11 protein-coding genes are annotated in these 15,466 nt (G+C 65.3%); 4 read left to right on the plus strand and 7 right to left on the minus strand.

Annotated features, from left to right (window positions below; all coding sequences use genetic code 11):
• Positions 1 to 251 precede the first annotated feature (251 nt).
• Complete coding sequence (locus AAC067_RS12975; RefSeq protein WP_339933213.1) at positions 252 to 3,461, plus strand: type ISP restriction/modification enzyme; 3,210 nt, start codon at positions 252 to 254, stop codon at positions 3,459 to 3,461.
• A 46-nt stretch (positions 3,462 to 3,507) separates the two neighbouring features.
• Here the strand turns inward: AAC067_RS12975 and AAC067_RS12980 are convergent, their stop codons facing one another.
• Positions 3,508 to 4,308 (minus strand): hypothetical protein, encoded by an 801-nt coding sequence (locus AAC067_RS12980; RefSeq protein WP_339933215.1) that lies wholly within the window; start codon positions 4,306 to 4,308, stop codon positions 3,508 to 3,510.
• A gap of 382 nt (positions 4,309 to 4,690) precedes the next feature.
• Between AAC067_RS12980 and AAC067_RS12985 the strand changes: the two genes are divergently transcribed.
• Positions 4,691 to 5,044: an endonuclease domain-containing protein gene (locus AAC067_RS12985; protein WP_339933217.1), complete on the plus strand. Its 354-nt coding sequence runs from the start codon at positions 4,691 to 4,693 to the stop codon at positions 5,042 to 5,044.
• Between the two features lie 61 nt (positions 5,045 to 5,105).
• Here AAC067_RS12985 and rpoD read toward each other — a convergent pair whose 3' ends face one another.
• A complete protein-coding gene (gene rpoD / locus AAC067_RS12990; protein ID WP_339933219.1) occupies positions 5,106 to 7,052 on the minus strand; it encodes an RNA polymerase sigma factor RpoD in 1,947 nt (648 codons plus the stop codon).
• 73 nt (positions 7,053 to 7,125) lie between these two features.
• Positions 7,126 to 9,003 carry a DNA primase gene (gene dnaG, locus AAC067_RS12995; RefSeq protein WP_339933221.1) on the minus strand — a complete coding sequence of 626 codons (1,878 nt, stop codon included), beginning with the start codon at positions 9,001 to 9,003 and terminating at the stop codon, positions 7,126 to 7,128.
• 237 nt (positions 9,004 to 9,240) lie between these two features.
• On the opposite strand from dnaG, the gene AAC067_RS13000 reads away from it, so the two are divergent.
• Both AAC067_RS13000 and AAC067_RS13005 read left to right on the plus strand, forming a co-directional pair.
• A complete protein-coding gene (locus AAC067_RS13000) occupies positions 9,241 to 9,510 on the plus strand; it encodes a hypothetical protein (protein ID WP_339933223.1) in 270 nt (89 codons plus the stop codon).
• A 127-nt stretch (positions 9,511 to 9,637) separates the two neighbouring features.
• The gene (locus tag AAC067_RS13005; RefSeq protein WP_339933225.1) at positions 9,638 to 10,432 is read left to right on the plus strand and encodes an SIMPL domain-containing protein; all 795 of its coding nucleotides are present in this window, start codon (positions 9,638 to 9,640) and stop codon (positions 10,430 to 10,432) included.
• Here AAC067_RS13005 and carA read toward each other — a convergent pair.
• From carA to AAC067_RS13025, 4 genes are all read right to left on the minus strand, one after another.
• Positions 10,429 to 11,604, minus strand: coding sequence for a glutamine-hydrolyzing carbamoyl-phosphate synthase small subunit (gene carA, locus AAC067_RS13010; RefSeq protein WP_339933227.1), 1,176 nt, complete (start codon positions 11,602 to 11,604; stop codon positions 10,429 to 10,431). The genes AAC067_RS13005 and carA overlap by 4 nt on opposite strands.
• An 80-nt stretch (positions 11,605 to 11,684) precedes the next feature.
• Complete coding sequence (locus AAC067_RS13015) at positions 11,685 to 13,004, minus strand: amino acid permease (RefSeq protein WP_339933229.1); 1,320 nt, start codon at positions 13,002 to 13,004, stop codon at positions 11,685 to 11,687.
• Between the two features lie 125 nt (positions 13,005 to 13,129).
• Positions 13,130 to 14,413 (minus strand): amino acid permease, encoded by a 1,284-nt coding sequence (locus AAC067_RS13020; RefSeq protein WP_339933231.1) that lies wholly within the window; start codon positions 14,411 to 14,413, stop codon positions 13,130 to 13,132.
• A gap of 25 nt (positions 14,414 to 14,438) precedes the next feature.
• Positions 14,439 to 15,446, minus strand: a complete 1,008-nt coding sequence (locus AAC067_RS13025) for an aromatic ring-hydroxylating dioxygenase subunit alpha (protein ID WP_339933233.1) — start codon at positions 15,444 to 15,446, stop codon at positions 14,439 to 14,441.
• Positions 15,447 to 15,466: the final 20 nt, after the last annotated feature.

The following is a 15,466-nucleotide window of genomic DNA, read 5'->3' on the forward strand; positions in this document are numbered from 1 at the left end:
TCCTCCCCCACAGGGGGAGGGGGACCATGCGCAGCATGGTGGAGGGGGAACCGCCCCACCGCCCCACCCCGTCTCCTCCCCATCCGCGATGGGGAGGGGGACCGCGCAGCGGTGGAGGGGAAAGGCCGCGCCACCCCGTTCTTGAGTCTAAGCGGGCCTGAAGACTGTCCACTCTGCCGCGCGGCGCACTCTTCGAGTGACAGGACGATCCGGGAGCAGCTAGCCTGTTCGTGACAGCGGAGGGCGAGTTCTTGATTTCTGAATATCTCGATAGGGTCATCGCCCAGTTCAAGAGCGGCCAGGCCACTGAACACAGCTACCGTCCCGCGCTGAACGACCTGTTCCAGGGCATCGATCCGACGCTTACAGTCATCAATGAACCGAAACAGTCCGAAGGCGGCGTGCCCGACTTCATGTTTCAGCGTGATGGCGTTCCAATCGGCTGGGCCGAAGCCAAGGACATCGACAAGGACGTCATCAAGCTGAAGGGCTACTCGGTCGAGCAGCGTAAGCGCTACGAGGCCGCCTACCCCAACCTTATCTACACCAACGGCGTCGACTTCGAGTTCATCCGAGAAGGCGTATCCGTTCACTTCGTCTCGATTGCCGACTTTGTCTTGGGACTTCGCCCTGTCCCGGAAAAATTCGACGAACTGGAACGCCAGCTCAGGCTGTTCGCCGAACAGAAACCCATCAGCATCCGGTCCGCCTCCAAGCTTGCGGACATGATGGCGGCCAAGGCGGCGATTATCAAAGACGAGGTTGCGCTGGCGCTGAAGGAGGACCCGGAATTCCGCTCGGGGCTCGGCGGCCAGTTCAAGAGCTTCAAGGCCAATTTGCTTCCGAAATTGGAGCCGGACGAGTTCGCTGACCTCTACGCCGAAACCATTACCTACGGCATGTTCGCTGCCCGCTTTCATGATGACGACCTGGCGACTTTCAGCCGTCAGGAAGCGATGGAGAAGCTCCCGGCCTCCAATCCATTCCTGAAGGGTCTGTTCGAATACGTCGCCGGCCCCGCCCTGCCCAAGCGCCTGACCTACATCGTCGATGATCTGGTCCAGGTCATGCGCGCCAGCGACCCGCAATCCCTGTTCCGCGACTTCGGTCATTTCACCGCGCGCAACGACCCCTTCATCCATTTCTACGAAGACTTCCTCGCCGCCTATAACCCGAAGAAGCGCAAGAGCCGGGGGGTCTGGTACACGCCCGAGCCCGTGGTCGATTTCATCGTCCGCGCCGTGGACGATGTGCTGAAGACCGAGTTCGGCCTCGCCGATGGACTGGCGGATACCTCAAAGGTGACGGTCGATTGGGACACGGGTCAGAACCATCCCAAGTCCGGCAAGCCGGTCACCGAAAAGCGACAGGTTCACAAGGTTCAGATTCTCGACCCGGCCACCGGCACCGGCACCTTCTTGGCCAAGGCGGTTCAGCTGATCTCCGACAGGGTCAAGGAGCGCGCGCCCGGCAAATGGTCCGGCTACGTCGAACAGGATCTGCTGCCGCGTCTGCACGGTTTCGAACTGCTGATGGCCAGCTACGCCATGTGCCACATGAAGCTCGACATGCAGCTGACCGAAAGTGGCTACAAACCCAGCGCCAAGCCGCCACGTCTGTCCGTCTGGCTGACCAACTCGCTGGAGCCAGCCGAGCGCGAGGTCCGCGACCTGTTCTTTCAGCCGTTGGCGGAAGAAGCCCGCGGGGCCAGCGCGGTCAAGCGCCAAACGCCGATTATGTGCGTGATTGGAAACCCGCCCTACTCGGGCATTTCTCAGAATAACGGTAGTTGGATCACTAATCTGATCGAGAACTACAAGTACGTCGATGGCCAGCACTTCGGTGAGCGCAAACACTGGCTTCAAGATGACTATGTCAAGTTCATCCGCATGGCCGAACACACCATCGCGCAGAATCCGTCAGGCGGCGTGCTGGGCTTCATTACAAACCACGGCTACCTCGACAACCCGACCTTCCGAGCGATGCGTTGGCATCTGCTCAAAACTTTCGACAGCATTTCTGTGCTCGACCTCCACGGCAACACGCCGAAGAGAGAACGCGCACCAGACGGTGGCCCGGACAAGAACGTGTTCGACATCCAACAGGGCGTCTCAGTCGTCATCGCCGTGAAAGGCGGTACCAAAGCGACAAATGGCTTTGCGAAAGTCCGGCGCGCAGACTTTTGGGGCTCCCGCGAAAGCAAGTATGACCGTCTCTGGACGCTGCGCCTAAATTCTTCTGCTTGGGAAAACATCAAGCCCAATGCTCCCTTCTTCATGTTTGCTGCGGACGCTGGGCCTGGTCAGGCTGCATATAATCTAGGCGTCGGGCTCGACGAACTGCTTCCGACCAACGTTACGGGCATCGTAACGGCGCGCGACAGCTTAGTAATCGATTTCGATCAGCGGTCACTCGTAAACAAGCTCGAACGATTTCGGGCCAGAGACCAATCCGACAATCAGGTTCGCTCGGCGTTCTTTGGAACAAAAAAATCGGGAAAGTATCCTGCAGGAGACACTCGAGGATGGAAACTTGGACCGGCTCGTCAAACCATCGCAAACCTTGATCTGACCGACGACCTGCGCCCCATCCTCTACCGACCATTCGACGTCAGGCAGATTTACTATCGCCCTGATATGGTCGATTGGGGCCGCGAGAGATACATGCGTCATTTCGCGGACGTACCCAATCTTGGCCTGATTTACTCGCGACAGGCGGTGGCCGGTGAAGCTGGTTACAATCACGTGCTGGTCACGCCTCACATGTTCGACAACCGGGGCTTCTACAGCAACAAAGGCATTTCGCAGATCGCACCTTTATACCTTCATCCCCAAGAAGGCACTCTCGACCAAACGCTTCGCCTCAACTTCGACCCCAAGCTCTACGTTGCCATTTGCAAGGCCGCCGGGATCGACCCCGCCGATCAGGCCAGAGCTGAAGACGACTTCCGAGCAGCGACCGGCGACACCCGGCCCAGCGAGGTCAAGGTGTTCGATTACATATACGGTGTTCTGCACTCGCCGGACTATCGCTCGACCTACGCCGAATTCCTCAAGATCGACTTCCCACGCATCCCCTATCCGCCGTCGCCCGAAGTGTTCCGCCACGTCAGCGACAAAGGCGAGGCGCTTCGCCGCCTGCACCTGATGGAGGCCGCCGCCGTCGGCGACACGCCCTATCCCTATCACGGCGAAGGCGACGACGTGGTCGCTGCGGGCTATCCGAAGTTCGAGGGTGGTCAGGTCCACATCAATCCCGACCAGTATTTCGACAGCGTGCCCGAGGTCGCCTGGAGCTTCTACATCGGCGGCTACCAGCCCGCCCAGAAATGGCTCAAGGACCGGCGCGGTCGCACCCTGTCGTGGGACGACATCGGCCATTATCAAAAGATCATCAAAATCCTGGCCGAAACCGACCGAATCATGCGGGAAATCAAGCTCCCCATTGCTGACGAGGGTTAGACAATATCCGACAACCGCGGCTCCGTATGACCGCACTTGGCGATAATCACGCCCCCTCCCCGTCGCGCAGCTCCCAGTCCCTCGGCGGCCATACCCAGTCACCGCCCCCCTCATCGCCCCCCGCCGCCCCCCGGCACAGGCGCAGATGCTGGCGGACCATGCCCGGGTCGGGCGTCGGCGGGACAGGGTCCTGCGGGATCAGCCGGCCCTCGGCGTCCCAGTAGCGGCTGGCCCAGCCGCCCTGGAGACCCTGCGCATAGTCGGCCAGGGCGACCGCCGGTCCCAGCATCATCGCCCGCCAGCGGAAGGCGAAGGCCCCGTACACGGCCTGGGGCGGGCCCTCGTCGGTCAGCAGATCCAGCGCCAGCTGACTGGCGCGTTCGACGGCGAGCCGATCGATGTGGTCGGATATCTGCCGCAGCGTCTCGTCCACCGCCGCGTCCGATTCCGACGCGTCGACCTCTGGCCCGGGCCCGGCCCCGGCCGCGAGCCCTCCGGCCTCGCTGCCGCCGGCCCGCCCCAGGGCCTCGGCGGCTCGCAGGATCGCGCTGGCCTCCAGGGCCCGTCCCTCGGTCAGCAGCGCGGCGGCATGGGCGACGGCGGCGTCCCGGGCCTGGGCCAGGTCGATCGGTGCCGTCGGCCCCGCGTCAACGGCGCGCTGAATGGCCCGGGCGTGGGCGGCGTGGGTCCAGCCGCAGCGGCCGGCGCGTTTGCGGATCGTGTTGATCGACATATTGAGGCGCCGGGCGATCGACTCGGCCGTTTCCCCGCCCAGATAGGCGTCGCGGACGACCGCCCAGGTCTCGGCGGGGAAGTTTCTGCGGGTGCGAACAGTGTCTTCGGTCATGGGCGCAGTGTGACATGCGCCCACGTCGACAACGGTCGCATCTGTCCCGGTTTGGCGCGGGTTGTCGCGCGGAGACCGGTACGATCCGGGACTGAGGCGGTACAGGGCGAGGCGGGACAACACAAAAAGCCCTCCCGTTGGCGGAGGGGGGAGGGTTGGGTGGGGGTGGAGGCGCAATGCTCAGAGAGGCGCGTTGAGACGCCGGAGTCTTCGAGGCTGCATCGGATGCGGCGGGAGAATCCTCAACAGCGAGCGCCGGTCCTTGTCATCCCGGAAGCGCCGCAGGCGCTATCCGGGACAGGTCGCACGGGGCCGGCCGCCGTAGTTTACCCTTCTCCCCTTGTGGGAGAAGGTGGCTCGCGAAGCGAGACGGATGAGGGGTATGGCGGACCAGACGCGACGCCTCCGGGCGAGGATGACATTCGCTGAAACGGCGATGTGGAAGTTCCTTCGGGATCGGCGTTTCGAGGGCTTGAAGTTTCGCCGGCAAGTCAGGATCGGGCCGTGGATCGCGGACTTCTGCTGCTATGAGCTGAAGCTGGTGATCGAGCTGGACGGCGGCGTTCACCGTCTGCGCGAGGCGCGCGACCGGCTTCGCGACGCCGACCTGAAGCAGCGGGGCTTCACGGTTCTGAGATTCGGAAACGAGGCTGTGTTGACCAACCCCAACATCGTGTTCGACGCCGTCCGCCGCCATGCGGACCGACCGCCCCCTCATCCGTCAGGCTTCGCCTGACACCTTCTCCCACGAGGGGAGAAGGCATGACGCGATAGGGGCCACATAAGGAAAGGGCCCCCTAGCTATCCAGGAAGCTCCGCAGCTTCCGGCTCCGGCTCGGATGCTTCAGCTTCCGCAGCGCCTTGGCCTCGATCTGGCGGATGCGTTCACGGGTGACGCTGAACTGCTGGCCGACTTCTTCCAGCGTGTGGTCGGTGTTCATGCCGATGCCGAAACGCATGCGCAGCACCCGCTCCTCGCGCGGGGTCAGCGACGCCAGCACGCGGGTCGTGGTCTCACGCAGGTTGGACTGGATGGCCGCGTCGATCGGCAGGATGGCGTTCTTGTCCTCGATGAAATCGCCCAGGTGGCTGTCTTCCTCGTCGCCGATCGGGGTCTCGAGGCTGATCGGCTCCTTGGCGATCTTCAGCACCTTGCGCACCTTCTCCAGCGGCATGGCCAGTTTTTCCGACAGCTCCTCCGGGGTCGGCTCGCGGCCGATCTCGTGCAGCATCTGGCGGCTGGTGCGGACGATCTTGTTGATGGTCTCGATCATATGCACCGGGATGCGGATGGTGCGGGCCTGGTCGGCGATGGAGCGGGTGATGGCCTGACGGATCCACCAGGTCGCATAGGTGCTGAATTTATAGCCGCGGCGGTATTCGAACTTGTCGACCGCCTTCATCAGACCGATGTTGCCTTCCTGAATGAGATCAAGGAACTGCAGGCCGCGGTTGGTGTATTTCTTGGCGATGGAGATGACCAGGCGCAGATTGGCCTCGACCATTTCCTTCTTGGCCTGACGGGCCTCGCGCTCGCCCTTCTGCACCGTCTGGACAATGCGGCGATAGTCGTCGATCGGCAGGCCGGCCTCGCTGGCCACGGCGGCGATGTCGCCGCGAATGCGGGCGATCTGGGCCGCTTCCTTGTCGGCGAATTTGGTCCAGCGCACGCCCATGTCGCGCACGTTGTCGGCCCAGTTGGGGTCGAGCTCGGCCCCGAAATAGGCCTTGAGGAATTCCGGACGTGAGATGCCGTAGCCGTCGGCCAGGCGCAGCAGCCGGCCTTCCAGCCCCATCAGCCGCTTGTTGATCGCATACAGCTGCTCGACCAGGGCCTCGATACGGTTGTTGTTCAGCTTCATCGTCTTCAGACGATCGGAGATGGCCTTGGTCAGGCCGACATAGGCCTTCTGGTCCTTGGCCGACAGGATCTCGCCCTTCAGCCGGGCCTCGACCAGCTTGTCCTGCAGCTTGCGGAAGCCGCCGAAATCACCGGCCACGGCGTCCAGCACCTCCATGACGCCGTCACGCAGCTCGGCTTCCAGCGCCGAGATCGACAGGCCACCGCCGTCGTCGAAATCGTCGTCATCCTCGTCATCGCTCTCGGGCTTGTCCGCCTCACCCTCGACCTTCTCGGCCTCCGGCTTCTCTTCCGGCTCGGGCTGGGCGGCGCCGGGCAGGGACGAGGGGTTGATCACGCCATAGGTGGCGTCGAGGTCGATGACCTCGCGCAGCAGGATGCGGTTGTTGGCCAGCTCGTCGCGCCAGACCATGATGGCCTCGAACGTCAGCGCGCTCTCGCACAGGCCCGAGATCATCGCATCCCGCCCGGCCTCGATCCGCTTGGCAATCGCGATCTCGCCCTCGCGGCTCAGCAGCTCCACCGACCCCATCTCGCGCAGATACATCCGCACCGGATCATCCGTCCGATCATAAGCGGATTTCGCCGGCGCCTCAGCCACGGCGGTGCCGGCGGCGGCGGCCACATCCGTGCTCTGCGGCTCGGCGGCGTCCTCCTCGGCCTCAACGACGTTGACGCCCATCTCCGACAGCATGGCCAGGGTGTCCTCGATCGCGTCGGGAGTCACCTCGTCGGACGGAAGAACCTTGTTCAGCTCCTCCATCGTCACATAGCCCTTGGTTTTGGCCTGTTTGATGAATTTCTTGACGCCGGCATCGGTCAGATCGAGCAGCGGCCCGTCGGTGGCGGCTTCGGTTTCCTGCGTTTCGGTCTGGGTAGTCATTAAATTCTGTCTCCGCGCCAGCCGGGGTGATCAATCCCGTCGGCAAAAATACAACGCGTCACGAGTTCGTTGGTTACGAACCCGCGTCGTCTTCCCATATCGTCCCGGCTTTGATCGCACGGCGCAAAGCATCGCGCTCGGCCTTTAGCCGGCGGAAAGCCTCATCCTGTCCCGGCACTGCGCGTGCCGAAACCAAGGCGTCCTCCAACGCCGCAACGCGGGTCAGAGCGTCGAACGCCTGCGACCACCGGGTCCGTGCTTCGGCGAGGGGCGCATTCGCGGCCAGGAAAGGCGCGCCGGACTTTGCCGCCGCCTTCTCGACCTCGCGCACTAAAGCATCGTGACCCGAGAGGGCCAGATGGCGTCGCACGGCCGCACTGTCAAGGGATTGGCCGTTTTCCTGGTCGGCGAACCGCAGTCGCACAAGTTCCTGGGCCAGGCCGTCCAGCGCCGGTTCACCGAAGCCGTGGGCCGCGATGGCCTCCAGATAATCGTCCATCCGCTCGGGATCATCGATGGCCCCATGGGCAAGGGCGGCGGCCACGGGCTCAATCGACCGCGTCAGCGAATGCATGGCCTGTGCCCCCTCCGCCGTCTGACCCAGCATGGGGGGCGGGCCCGGCTTCCAGCGGCCGTTGATGGTCTGACCACGCGACGCGGTCCGCTGGGCCCGGGCCGGAAACAGGGCGTCGAACCGGTCGAACAGTTCACGGCGGTACTGTTCGGCCAGATCCTTGTCCTGAATGGCCGCGGCGGCCTGGCGCAGACGCCCCTTCATGCCTGCGCGGCGCTCGGGCGTGTCGAGGGGCTCGACCTCGACCTCGCGCTTGAACAGCACTTCGGCAAAGGGCCGGGTTTCATCCAGCGCCTGACGCAGGGCCGGCGCGCCCTTGTCACGCAGTATGTCGTCGGGGTCCTGACCTCCCTCCAGCAGGGCGAAGCGGAACGACCGTCCGGCTTTCAACAGCGGCAGCGCGCGCTCGATAACGCGATAGGCGGCGCGCTGCCCCGCGCCGTCGCCGTCGAAACACAGCACCGGCTCGGACGAGACCCGCCACAACCGGTCCATCTGTTCCTCGGTCAGGGCCGTACCCATCGGGGCCACGGCCGGGATGCCGGCTCGCTGGCAGGCGATCACATCCATATAGCCCTCAACCACCACGATGGCCCGGTCAGACTTGCTTTCCGCTCCGAGGATACGGCGCGCTTCGGGCAGGCCGTACAGGGTCGACCCCTTGTGAAACAGCGGGCTTTCGGGGCCATTCAGGTATTTGGCGCGGTCGTCGGGATTCATGGCCCGGCCGCCGAAGCTGACGATGCGGCCGCGGGCGTCGAGGATCGGGAACATCAGCCGGTCGCGGAACCGGTCATAGGGCTGACCGCCGCCCTCGGGCGCGATCAGCATTCCCGCCTCGACCAATTCGGCGGGTTTGGCACCGCGCTGGACCAGGGCGTCCTTCAGTCCCCCGCGCGTTTCCGGCGCATAGCCGAGGCCAAAGCGTTCCCACTGATCCTCGGGCAGGCCGCGCTTTTCCAGCACCTCGCGCGCGGCCTTGCCGACGGAGCGGCGCAGATTGGCGGCAAACCATTTCTGGGCCAGATCCATCCAGTCGGTCAGCCCCTGGCGCTTCTGCTCACGCTCGGCCGCCTGCGGGTCCTCTGCGGGCATCTGCATCCCGGCCTCGGCGGCCAGCCGCTCGACCGCCTCGGGAAAGCTCAGCCGCTCGGTTTCCTGCAGAAAGGTGATCACGTCGCCATGCTTGCCCGAGCTGAAGTCGTGGAAGAAGCCCTTGTCGTCATTGACAAAAAACGACGGCGACTTCTCCTTGGTGAACGGCGACAGCCCCACGAACTCCCGTCCCTGACGCTTGAGCTTCACCGACCGGCCGATGACATCGGACGGGCGAAGGCGGGCCTTCAGTTCTTCCAGGAAACGGTCATCGAAACGCACCGCGTGTCTATAGCGCGGAAACGGCGGCGGCGTCAGACTTGGCTGCGTTAAGGTTTCGCTAACCATTTTGTCCGGATCGTGTCCATAACCATCTGATTTTTAGCGTATTTTTTATCTATACACGGAACAACCCACACCGCTGTGGGTTATTTTCAGTGTCCCGCGCCAGAAAAGTGCGGGCCCCGGCGATGTCGGCGTGAAGGCGCAGGGCCCGCCAGCCAGAAAGACCGGACTGTCATGTTCATCGCCATCGCCCGCCCGGCGGTGGAGCCCGTCGGCCCCGACGCCGTCGCCGTCCCCGGCTCCCCCACCGTTGCCCCGCTCACGCCCCGCGCCTTGCACGCGCGCCTGCTCGACAATGCCGCCGCCCGTCGGATGCGGGCCCGGGAACGCCGCCTGGCGAACCGTGACGAGGATGCCCGATACTGGCTCGCCGCCACCCTGACGGCGGTGCGCAAGGCGGGTGAACTGCGCTGCGAAGACCGGAGCTTCGCGCCCCTGCCCTGAGCCGGGCCCATCCTAGGTATTCAGACATGTCGGTCCGCGTACACACGCGCCTTGTCTGACGCCATAGGCGTCTGGTCAGCGTGGCCCAGCCATGGTTGTGTAAACATGCATCCTTGGGGGGAAATCCATGAAAACCATTTTCTGCGGCATCGCCGCGGCCTTTGCTGTCGCCATGCCCGCCACAGCGCAGGATTTGGCGGGACCTGTAGCCGCCGCCGTTGATCAATTCGGACAGAGTGTCGCCGAATCGATGGCCGGAGCTCCTGGTGTGTTCGTCACCGCCCAGGGACGCGCGTCCCTGCCAGCCGCGAGCGCCGCGCCGATGACGCTGACCATCATGGGCACCGGGACAACGGCCACCGAGGCCGTGGCCGAGCGCAACACCAGTTTGGAGCGGGTGCGCGCGGTCGCCAACCGCTTCAACGTTCAACTGGACGTCGCCGCGGCAAACTACCGCGTGGCTGAGGACGTCGCCGCGAACGACTACCTGATGGCTGTGCGGTCACGCTCGCTGGAACCTGCGGGCGCTGGTCCAGCCGACGTAGACGAAACCGGCCCGACCGTGACTTCGACGGTGCGCGTCTCCCTGATTCGTCCGGATGAAGCGCGACTTGCACCCTTCATCGACGCCCTGATTGCGGCCGGCGTCACCAACCTGCAAGACAGTCTGAATGCTCCGGAGTTCGGAACAATGGGACCACTGTTGGCCATGCTGGGCCTCAATGCGGCCAGCGATCCCGGCGAGGCGGTCTGGAATGCCGCCACGGCAGACGGCGTCGCCCGCGCACGCGCTCAGGCCAATGCCATAGCCGCGGCATCGAACCGCCGACTGGGGTCCGTGCGTTACGTGTCGGTGCTAATGCGTTCGCATGATGCGGACTCCGCGCTCGTCAGCGTCGCCGTCCGGTTCGCCTTTGACTAGCCGCGCGGCCCCATCAGGTCGCGGAACCGGTCAAACAGATACAGGCTGTCAGTCGGGCCGGGCGAGGCTTCAGGATGATGCTGCACGCTGAACACCGGTCGGTCCTTCAGGGCGATACCGCAGTTGGTGCCGTCGAACAGGCTGACATGGGTCTCGACTACCGCGTCCGGCAGGCTGTCGCGATCGACGGTGAAGCCGTGGTTCATCGACACGATCTCGACCTTGCCCGTGGTCAGGTCCTTGACCGGGTGATTCGCTCCGTGATGGCCCTGGTCCATCTTGATGGTCTTCGCCCCGAGCGCTAGGGCCAGCATCTGATGACCGAGGCAGATGCCGAAGAGGGGCTTGCCGCTGTCGACCAGTTTCAGGATTTCGGGCACAGCGTAGACGCCGGTCGCGGCCGGATCGCCGGGCCCGTTGGACAGGACGATGCCGTCGGGATTGCGCGCCAGAACCTCTTCGGCCGAGGTCGTGGCGGGGACCACGGTGATTTTCGCGCCTGTGGAAGCCAGCGCCCGCAGGATGTTGCGCTTGACCCCGTAGTCGATGACCACCACCGACTTGCCGAAGGCGTCGACCCGGGCATAGCCTTCCGGCCAGTCCCACAGACCCTCGTCCCAGTCGAACGACTGCAGGGTCGAGGCGTCTTTCGCGAGGTCCAGTCCGACCAGGCCGGTCCAGGCCTTCGCCCGGGCCACCAGGGCCTCGAGATCGAACTTGCCGTCCGGATCGTGGGCGATGACTGCATGCGGCGCGCCGCCGTCGCGGATGCGGGCCGTCAGGGCCCGGGTATCGACTCCCGACAGGCCGACCACGCCGCGCCGCTTCATCCAGCCGTCCAGATCGCCGCCGCCGGGCAGTTCCGCTCGCCAATTGGCCGGATCGGTCGGCAGGTCGCGGAAGATCGCGCCCCGGGCCGAGGTCTCGGCCCCGCCGCCGATCTGCTCGACATCCTCCAGATTCACCCCGGTATTGCCGACGTGCGGGAAGGTGAAGGCCAGGATCTGGCTCATGTAGGACGGGTCGGTCAGGATTTCCTGATAGCCGGTCATGGCGGTGTTGAAGACCACCTCGCCCAGCGCCGTACCGGTCGCGCCGACACCGATCCCCTGCAGGATGGTGCCGTCGGCCAGGGCGAGGACGCCAGTGGCACCTGTGAGAAGCTTGGTCATGGCGCGTTCCTTACACCGAATCCGGGCGGACAAACGGCGGCGTCACTAAAGATGCCCGGACGCGCGGTCAACGTCCGACTTCAGGTCTGCGGCGTTCCGCCGGCCTCGAGATCCGGCTCCCGCCGGTTTCGGCGTACCCACAACCAGGCCAGGCTGGTCAAGGCAAAGAAAGCCAGGGTCGGCAGGATATAGCCCGGAGCCGCCGCTGCGACCGCGGCCACGCTGAACACCAGTCCCAGGATCGCCACGACCCGGTCGCGCGGCCGCCCGGCCAGACGGAACAGGGCGACGGCGCAAAAACCGTAAATGACCAAACTCAGCACCGATGTCAGGCCGACCAGGATTCCGAACTGTCCGCCCAGGGTCGGCTGGTTCGAGATCACGGCGACGGCCGACATGATCGCCCCGCCCAGCAGCGGATTGGCGATCGGCGTCCGGTCACCCTGGCCGAAGCCGGACGGCAGGAATCCCTGTTTGGCCGCGGCCCGCGCGGTCTCGCCGCCCAGCATGACCCAGCCGCTCAGCGTGCCGGTAGCCTTGATCACCATGGCCGCCGCCGCCACCCCGCCGATCGAGGCCCCGAACACCCGGGCGATCAGATCGGCATAGGGGCTGGACGACTGGGCGAGCACGCCGGCCGGAATGACCCCGAACACCGCCACCGAGGCGGCGATATAGACCCCTGCGGCCAGCAGCACACCGGCGATGGTCGCCCGGCCGACGTCGCGCACCGGGTCCTTGACCCGGGCCGACAGGGCGGCGGCGCTCTCGATCCCGATGAAGGCCCAGAAGATGATCGCCAGCGAGGCCGGAACGCTGCGGGCCAGGGGCGCGCCCGACGGGCTCCAGGACGCTGCGAAGATCGCCGGGTCGAAGGCGATGGCCCCTGCCACCACTGCGACCGCGATCGGGGCCAGGCCGATGATCAGGGCCAGGGCTGCGAAGCGGGCGGCCGTGCGCGCGCCGATGATATAGGCCGCCGTGGTCAGCCAGATCAGGAACAGATTGCAAAACACCGCCCCGACCGGTGTGGCCAGCACCGGAAAGAAATAGCCGAGATAGCCGGTGGCGGCGACGGCGATGGCGACATTGCCGACCAGGCAGGCGGTCCAGAAGGCCAGCGCCGTCTGGAAGGCGAAGAACCGGCCCAGACCCCGTTCAGCGAAGCCCGACAAACCGTCAGCGTCCGGCTGCAGCCTGCCCAGGGCCGCGAAAACCATGGCCAGGATCACCGCGCCGATGGCGGCCACGACCCAGCCGACGACGCTGGAACTTCCGGTCGGTGCCAGGGTGGCGGGCAACAGATACAGGCCCGATCCAATCATGTTCCCGGCCACGACCAGCGCGGCCAGGCCCCAGCCCAGCTGGCGTCCGGAAACGGTCGGGGTCGGGATCGTCATGGATCTACCTTCTCAAGCCAGACCTGAAGCCAGACCACGGCGGCCCGTGCCGCAGACTCAGCACGACGCAATCATAGAGGCCCGGTGCCAGATTGCACGGCAGCCCTGCGCCGGTGCCAGTTCTGCTAGAGAGGAAGCGCATCTGGATCAACCGATCCTCGAACCAGCGGCCAGCCCAGTCCGATGACCGCCACCAGGCCCACGGCGACCAGCAGCATCCAGGGTTCGGTGGTCGCCGTCGCCCAAGCCGGCACGATCATTCCGACGAGCGCGACGATCCTCAAACCGACGCTGCGGGTCAAAACAATCAAGGCGGCACAACACAGGATGTAGACCACGAGGACCAGAACCGTCGTCACCGTAACCAGGATGGCGAACTGTCCGCCGAGAGTCGGCTGGGCGGTGGCCAGGGCAATCAGACTCATCAGCACGCCATGGATGACGAAATTGGCCCTGGGTGCGATCAGTCCAGTGCCGAAAATGCGCGGCAGATAACCCTTGCGGGCGGCCGACCGCGCGGTTTCAGCGTTGATGGTGATCCAGCCGCCGACCGTGCCAGAGGCCTTGACCACGGCGCAGGCTGCGATGATCGCGACGGCGACAGGACCGACGAGACGCCCGGCCAGATCGGCGAACGGGCTGGTTGAAACCGCCAGCTCATTGACCGGGATGATGCCGAACACCGCCACCACCGCGGCAATATAGACGATGGCGGCCAGACCGACGCCGGCCAGGCTGGCTCGACCGACATCGCGGGCCGGGTCGCGCAATTGCTTCGAGATGACACCGGCGCATTCCACCCCGAGGAAGGCCCAGAAGATCAGCACCAGGGACGCAGGCAGGCTGGAGAGCAGCGGCTGCCCCGACGGATTCCACGAGGCGGCGAAGATCGCGGGGTCGAAGGCCAGTAACCCCGGACCGATCGCCGCCGCGATCGGCACCAGACCGATCAGCAGCGCCAGTCCACCCAATTGCGCCATCAACCGCGGACCGAACATGGCCAGCAGCGTCATGATCCAGATCAGGGCGACATTGGCCCAGGCACCGGGCCAGGTTCCCCTCAGTTCCGGGAAGAAGACTGCGAGATAGCCGACAGCAGCGACCGCGATGCCGACGATGCCGGCGACATTGGCCAGCCAGTAGGCGATGATGGCGACATAGCCGGCGAACCGGCCCAGCCCCTTCTCGATATAGCCGGACAGCCCGTCCGCGCCCGGATGGATGCGGCTCAACCCGCCGAACACGGCGGCCAGGGCCAGGGCCCCGAGGGCGACCAATACCCAGGCGATCAGGCTCGAACTGCCGAAGGGTGCGAGGGCGACGGGCAGGAGATATATCCCCGAGCCGATCATATTCCCGGCTACGAGAAGAGCGGCCAGGCCCCAGCCCAGCTTGCGTTGCTTATCCATTATTCGCCCCCCGGCGGATCGCCCGTCAGGGCGTCACATGCAGCGCCGCGATCCGATCCTGGAACCACCCGACTGCGCGCTCGTGTTCCTCGCTTAACACGCCCTGTTCGTATTGCCCCGCCGTGAGGTTGGCCTGCACGGCCTCGCAGATGGCGGCGTCCTCGGCGGTCAATCGATCCGAAGCCGCCAGGATCTCGGTCAGCGCCTCGGGTCCGTTGTCGCCGAGAAACAGGTAATCGAGCCTGACGCGACCCGGCCCGGTCGGGGTGATGCGTTCGATCATGGCGCTGTCGCGATAGACGTTGATCCCGAGATTGGGCCACAGCCAGCCCCACACACCGCCCTGCGGCCCGTCGCTGACGCCGACGACCTGCTGCACCACCAGATCACCGTCGATGCTGGTCCGATAGTCGGCGCGCGGCCCCAGTTCCTCGGCCAGCAAAGGATGGACGGCGTCGATGTGATAGCCCTCGAGATAGTTCTCGGCATAGACCTTCCAGTCGCAGGCGAGGTCATGCGTGCGCCGGATCAGAGGCGGGCTGATGTCCAGACCGCGCGCCGTCAGCAGCCGCTCCAGCGGCGCAACGAAATCCGCCAGCGGCGCGGCCTCGGGGTCCAGCACGACGAAGACCAGACCGCGCCAGATCTCCAGCCGCACGGCGAACAGGCCGTAGTCCCGCGGGTCAAACCCCTCTGCCGTGCCAAAGCCCGTGGCAGCCCTTAGCCGGCCGTCGAGGGCGTAACGCCAGCCGTGGTAGCCACAGACCAGTTCGCCGTCGCAGTGACCGCGCGCGCCGGACACCAGCGGTCCGGCCCGGTGACGGCAGACGTTGTGAAAGGCGCGCAGGACCCCGTCCCTGCCCCGAACCGCCAGCAGCCGGTAGCCCGCGATGTCGCTGGCAATCCAGTCGCCGGGGGTGGCCGCCTCGGCCTCATGGCCGATGAACAACCATGCGCGTCCGAACACCCCCGTGCGCTCGCGCGCCCAGGCATCCAAATCGTCGTACAGCCGGGCGGGAAGGGTCGTCTGCATACCCCACAAGGCCCGCCGCG

The sequence above is a fragment of the uncultured Brevundimonas sp. genome (genome assembly GCF_963977465.1).
Taxonomy (GTDB): Bacteria; Pseudomonadota; Alphaproteobacteria; order Caulobacterales; family Caulobacteraceae; genus Brevundimonas.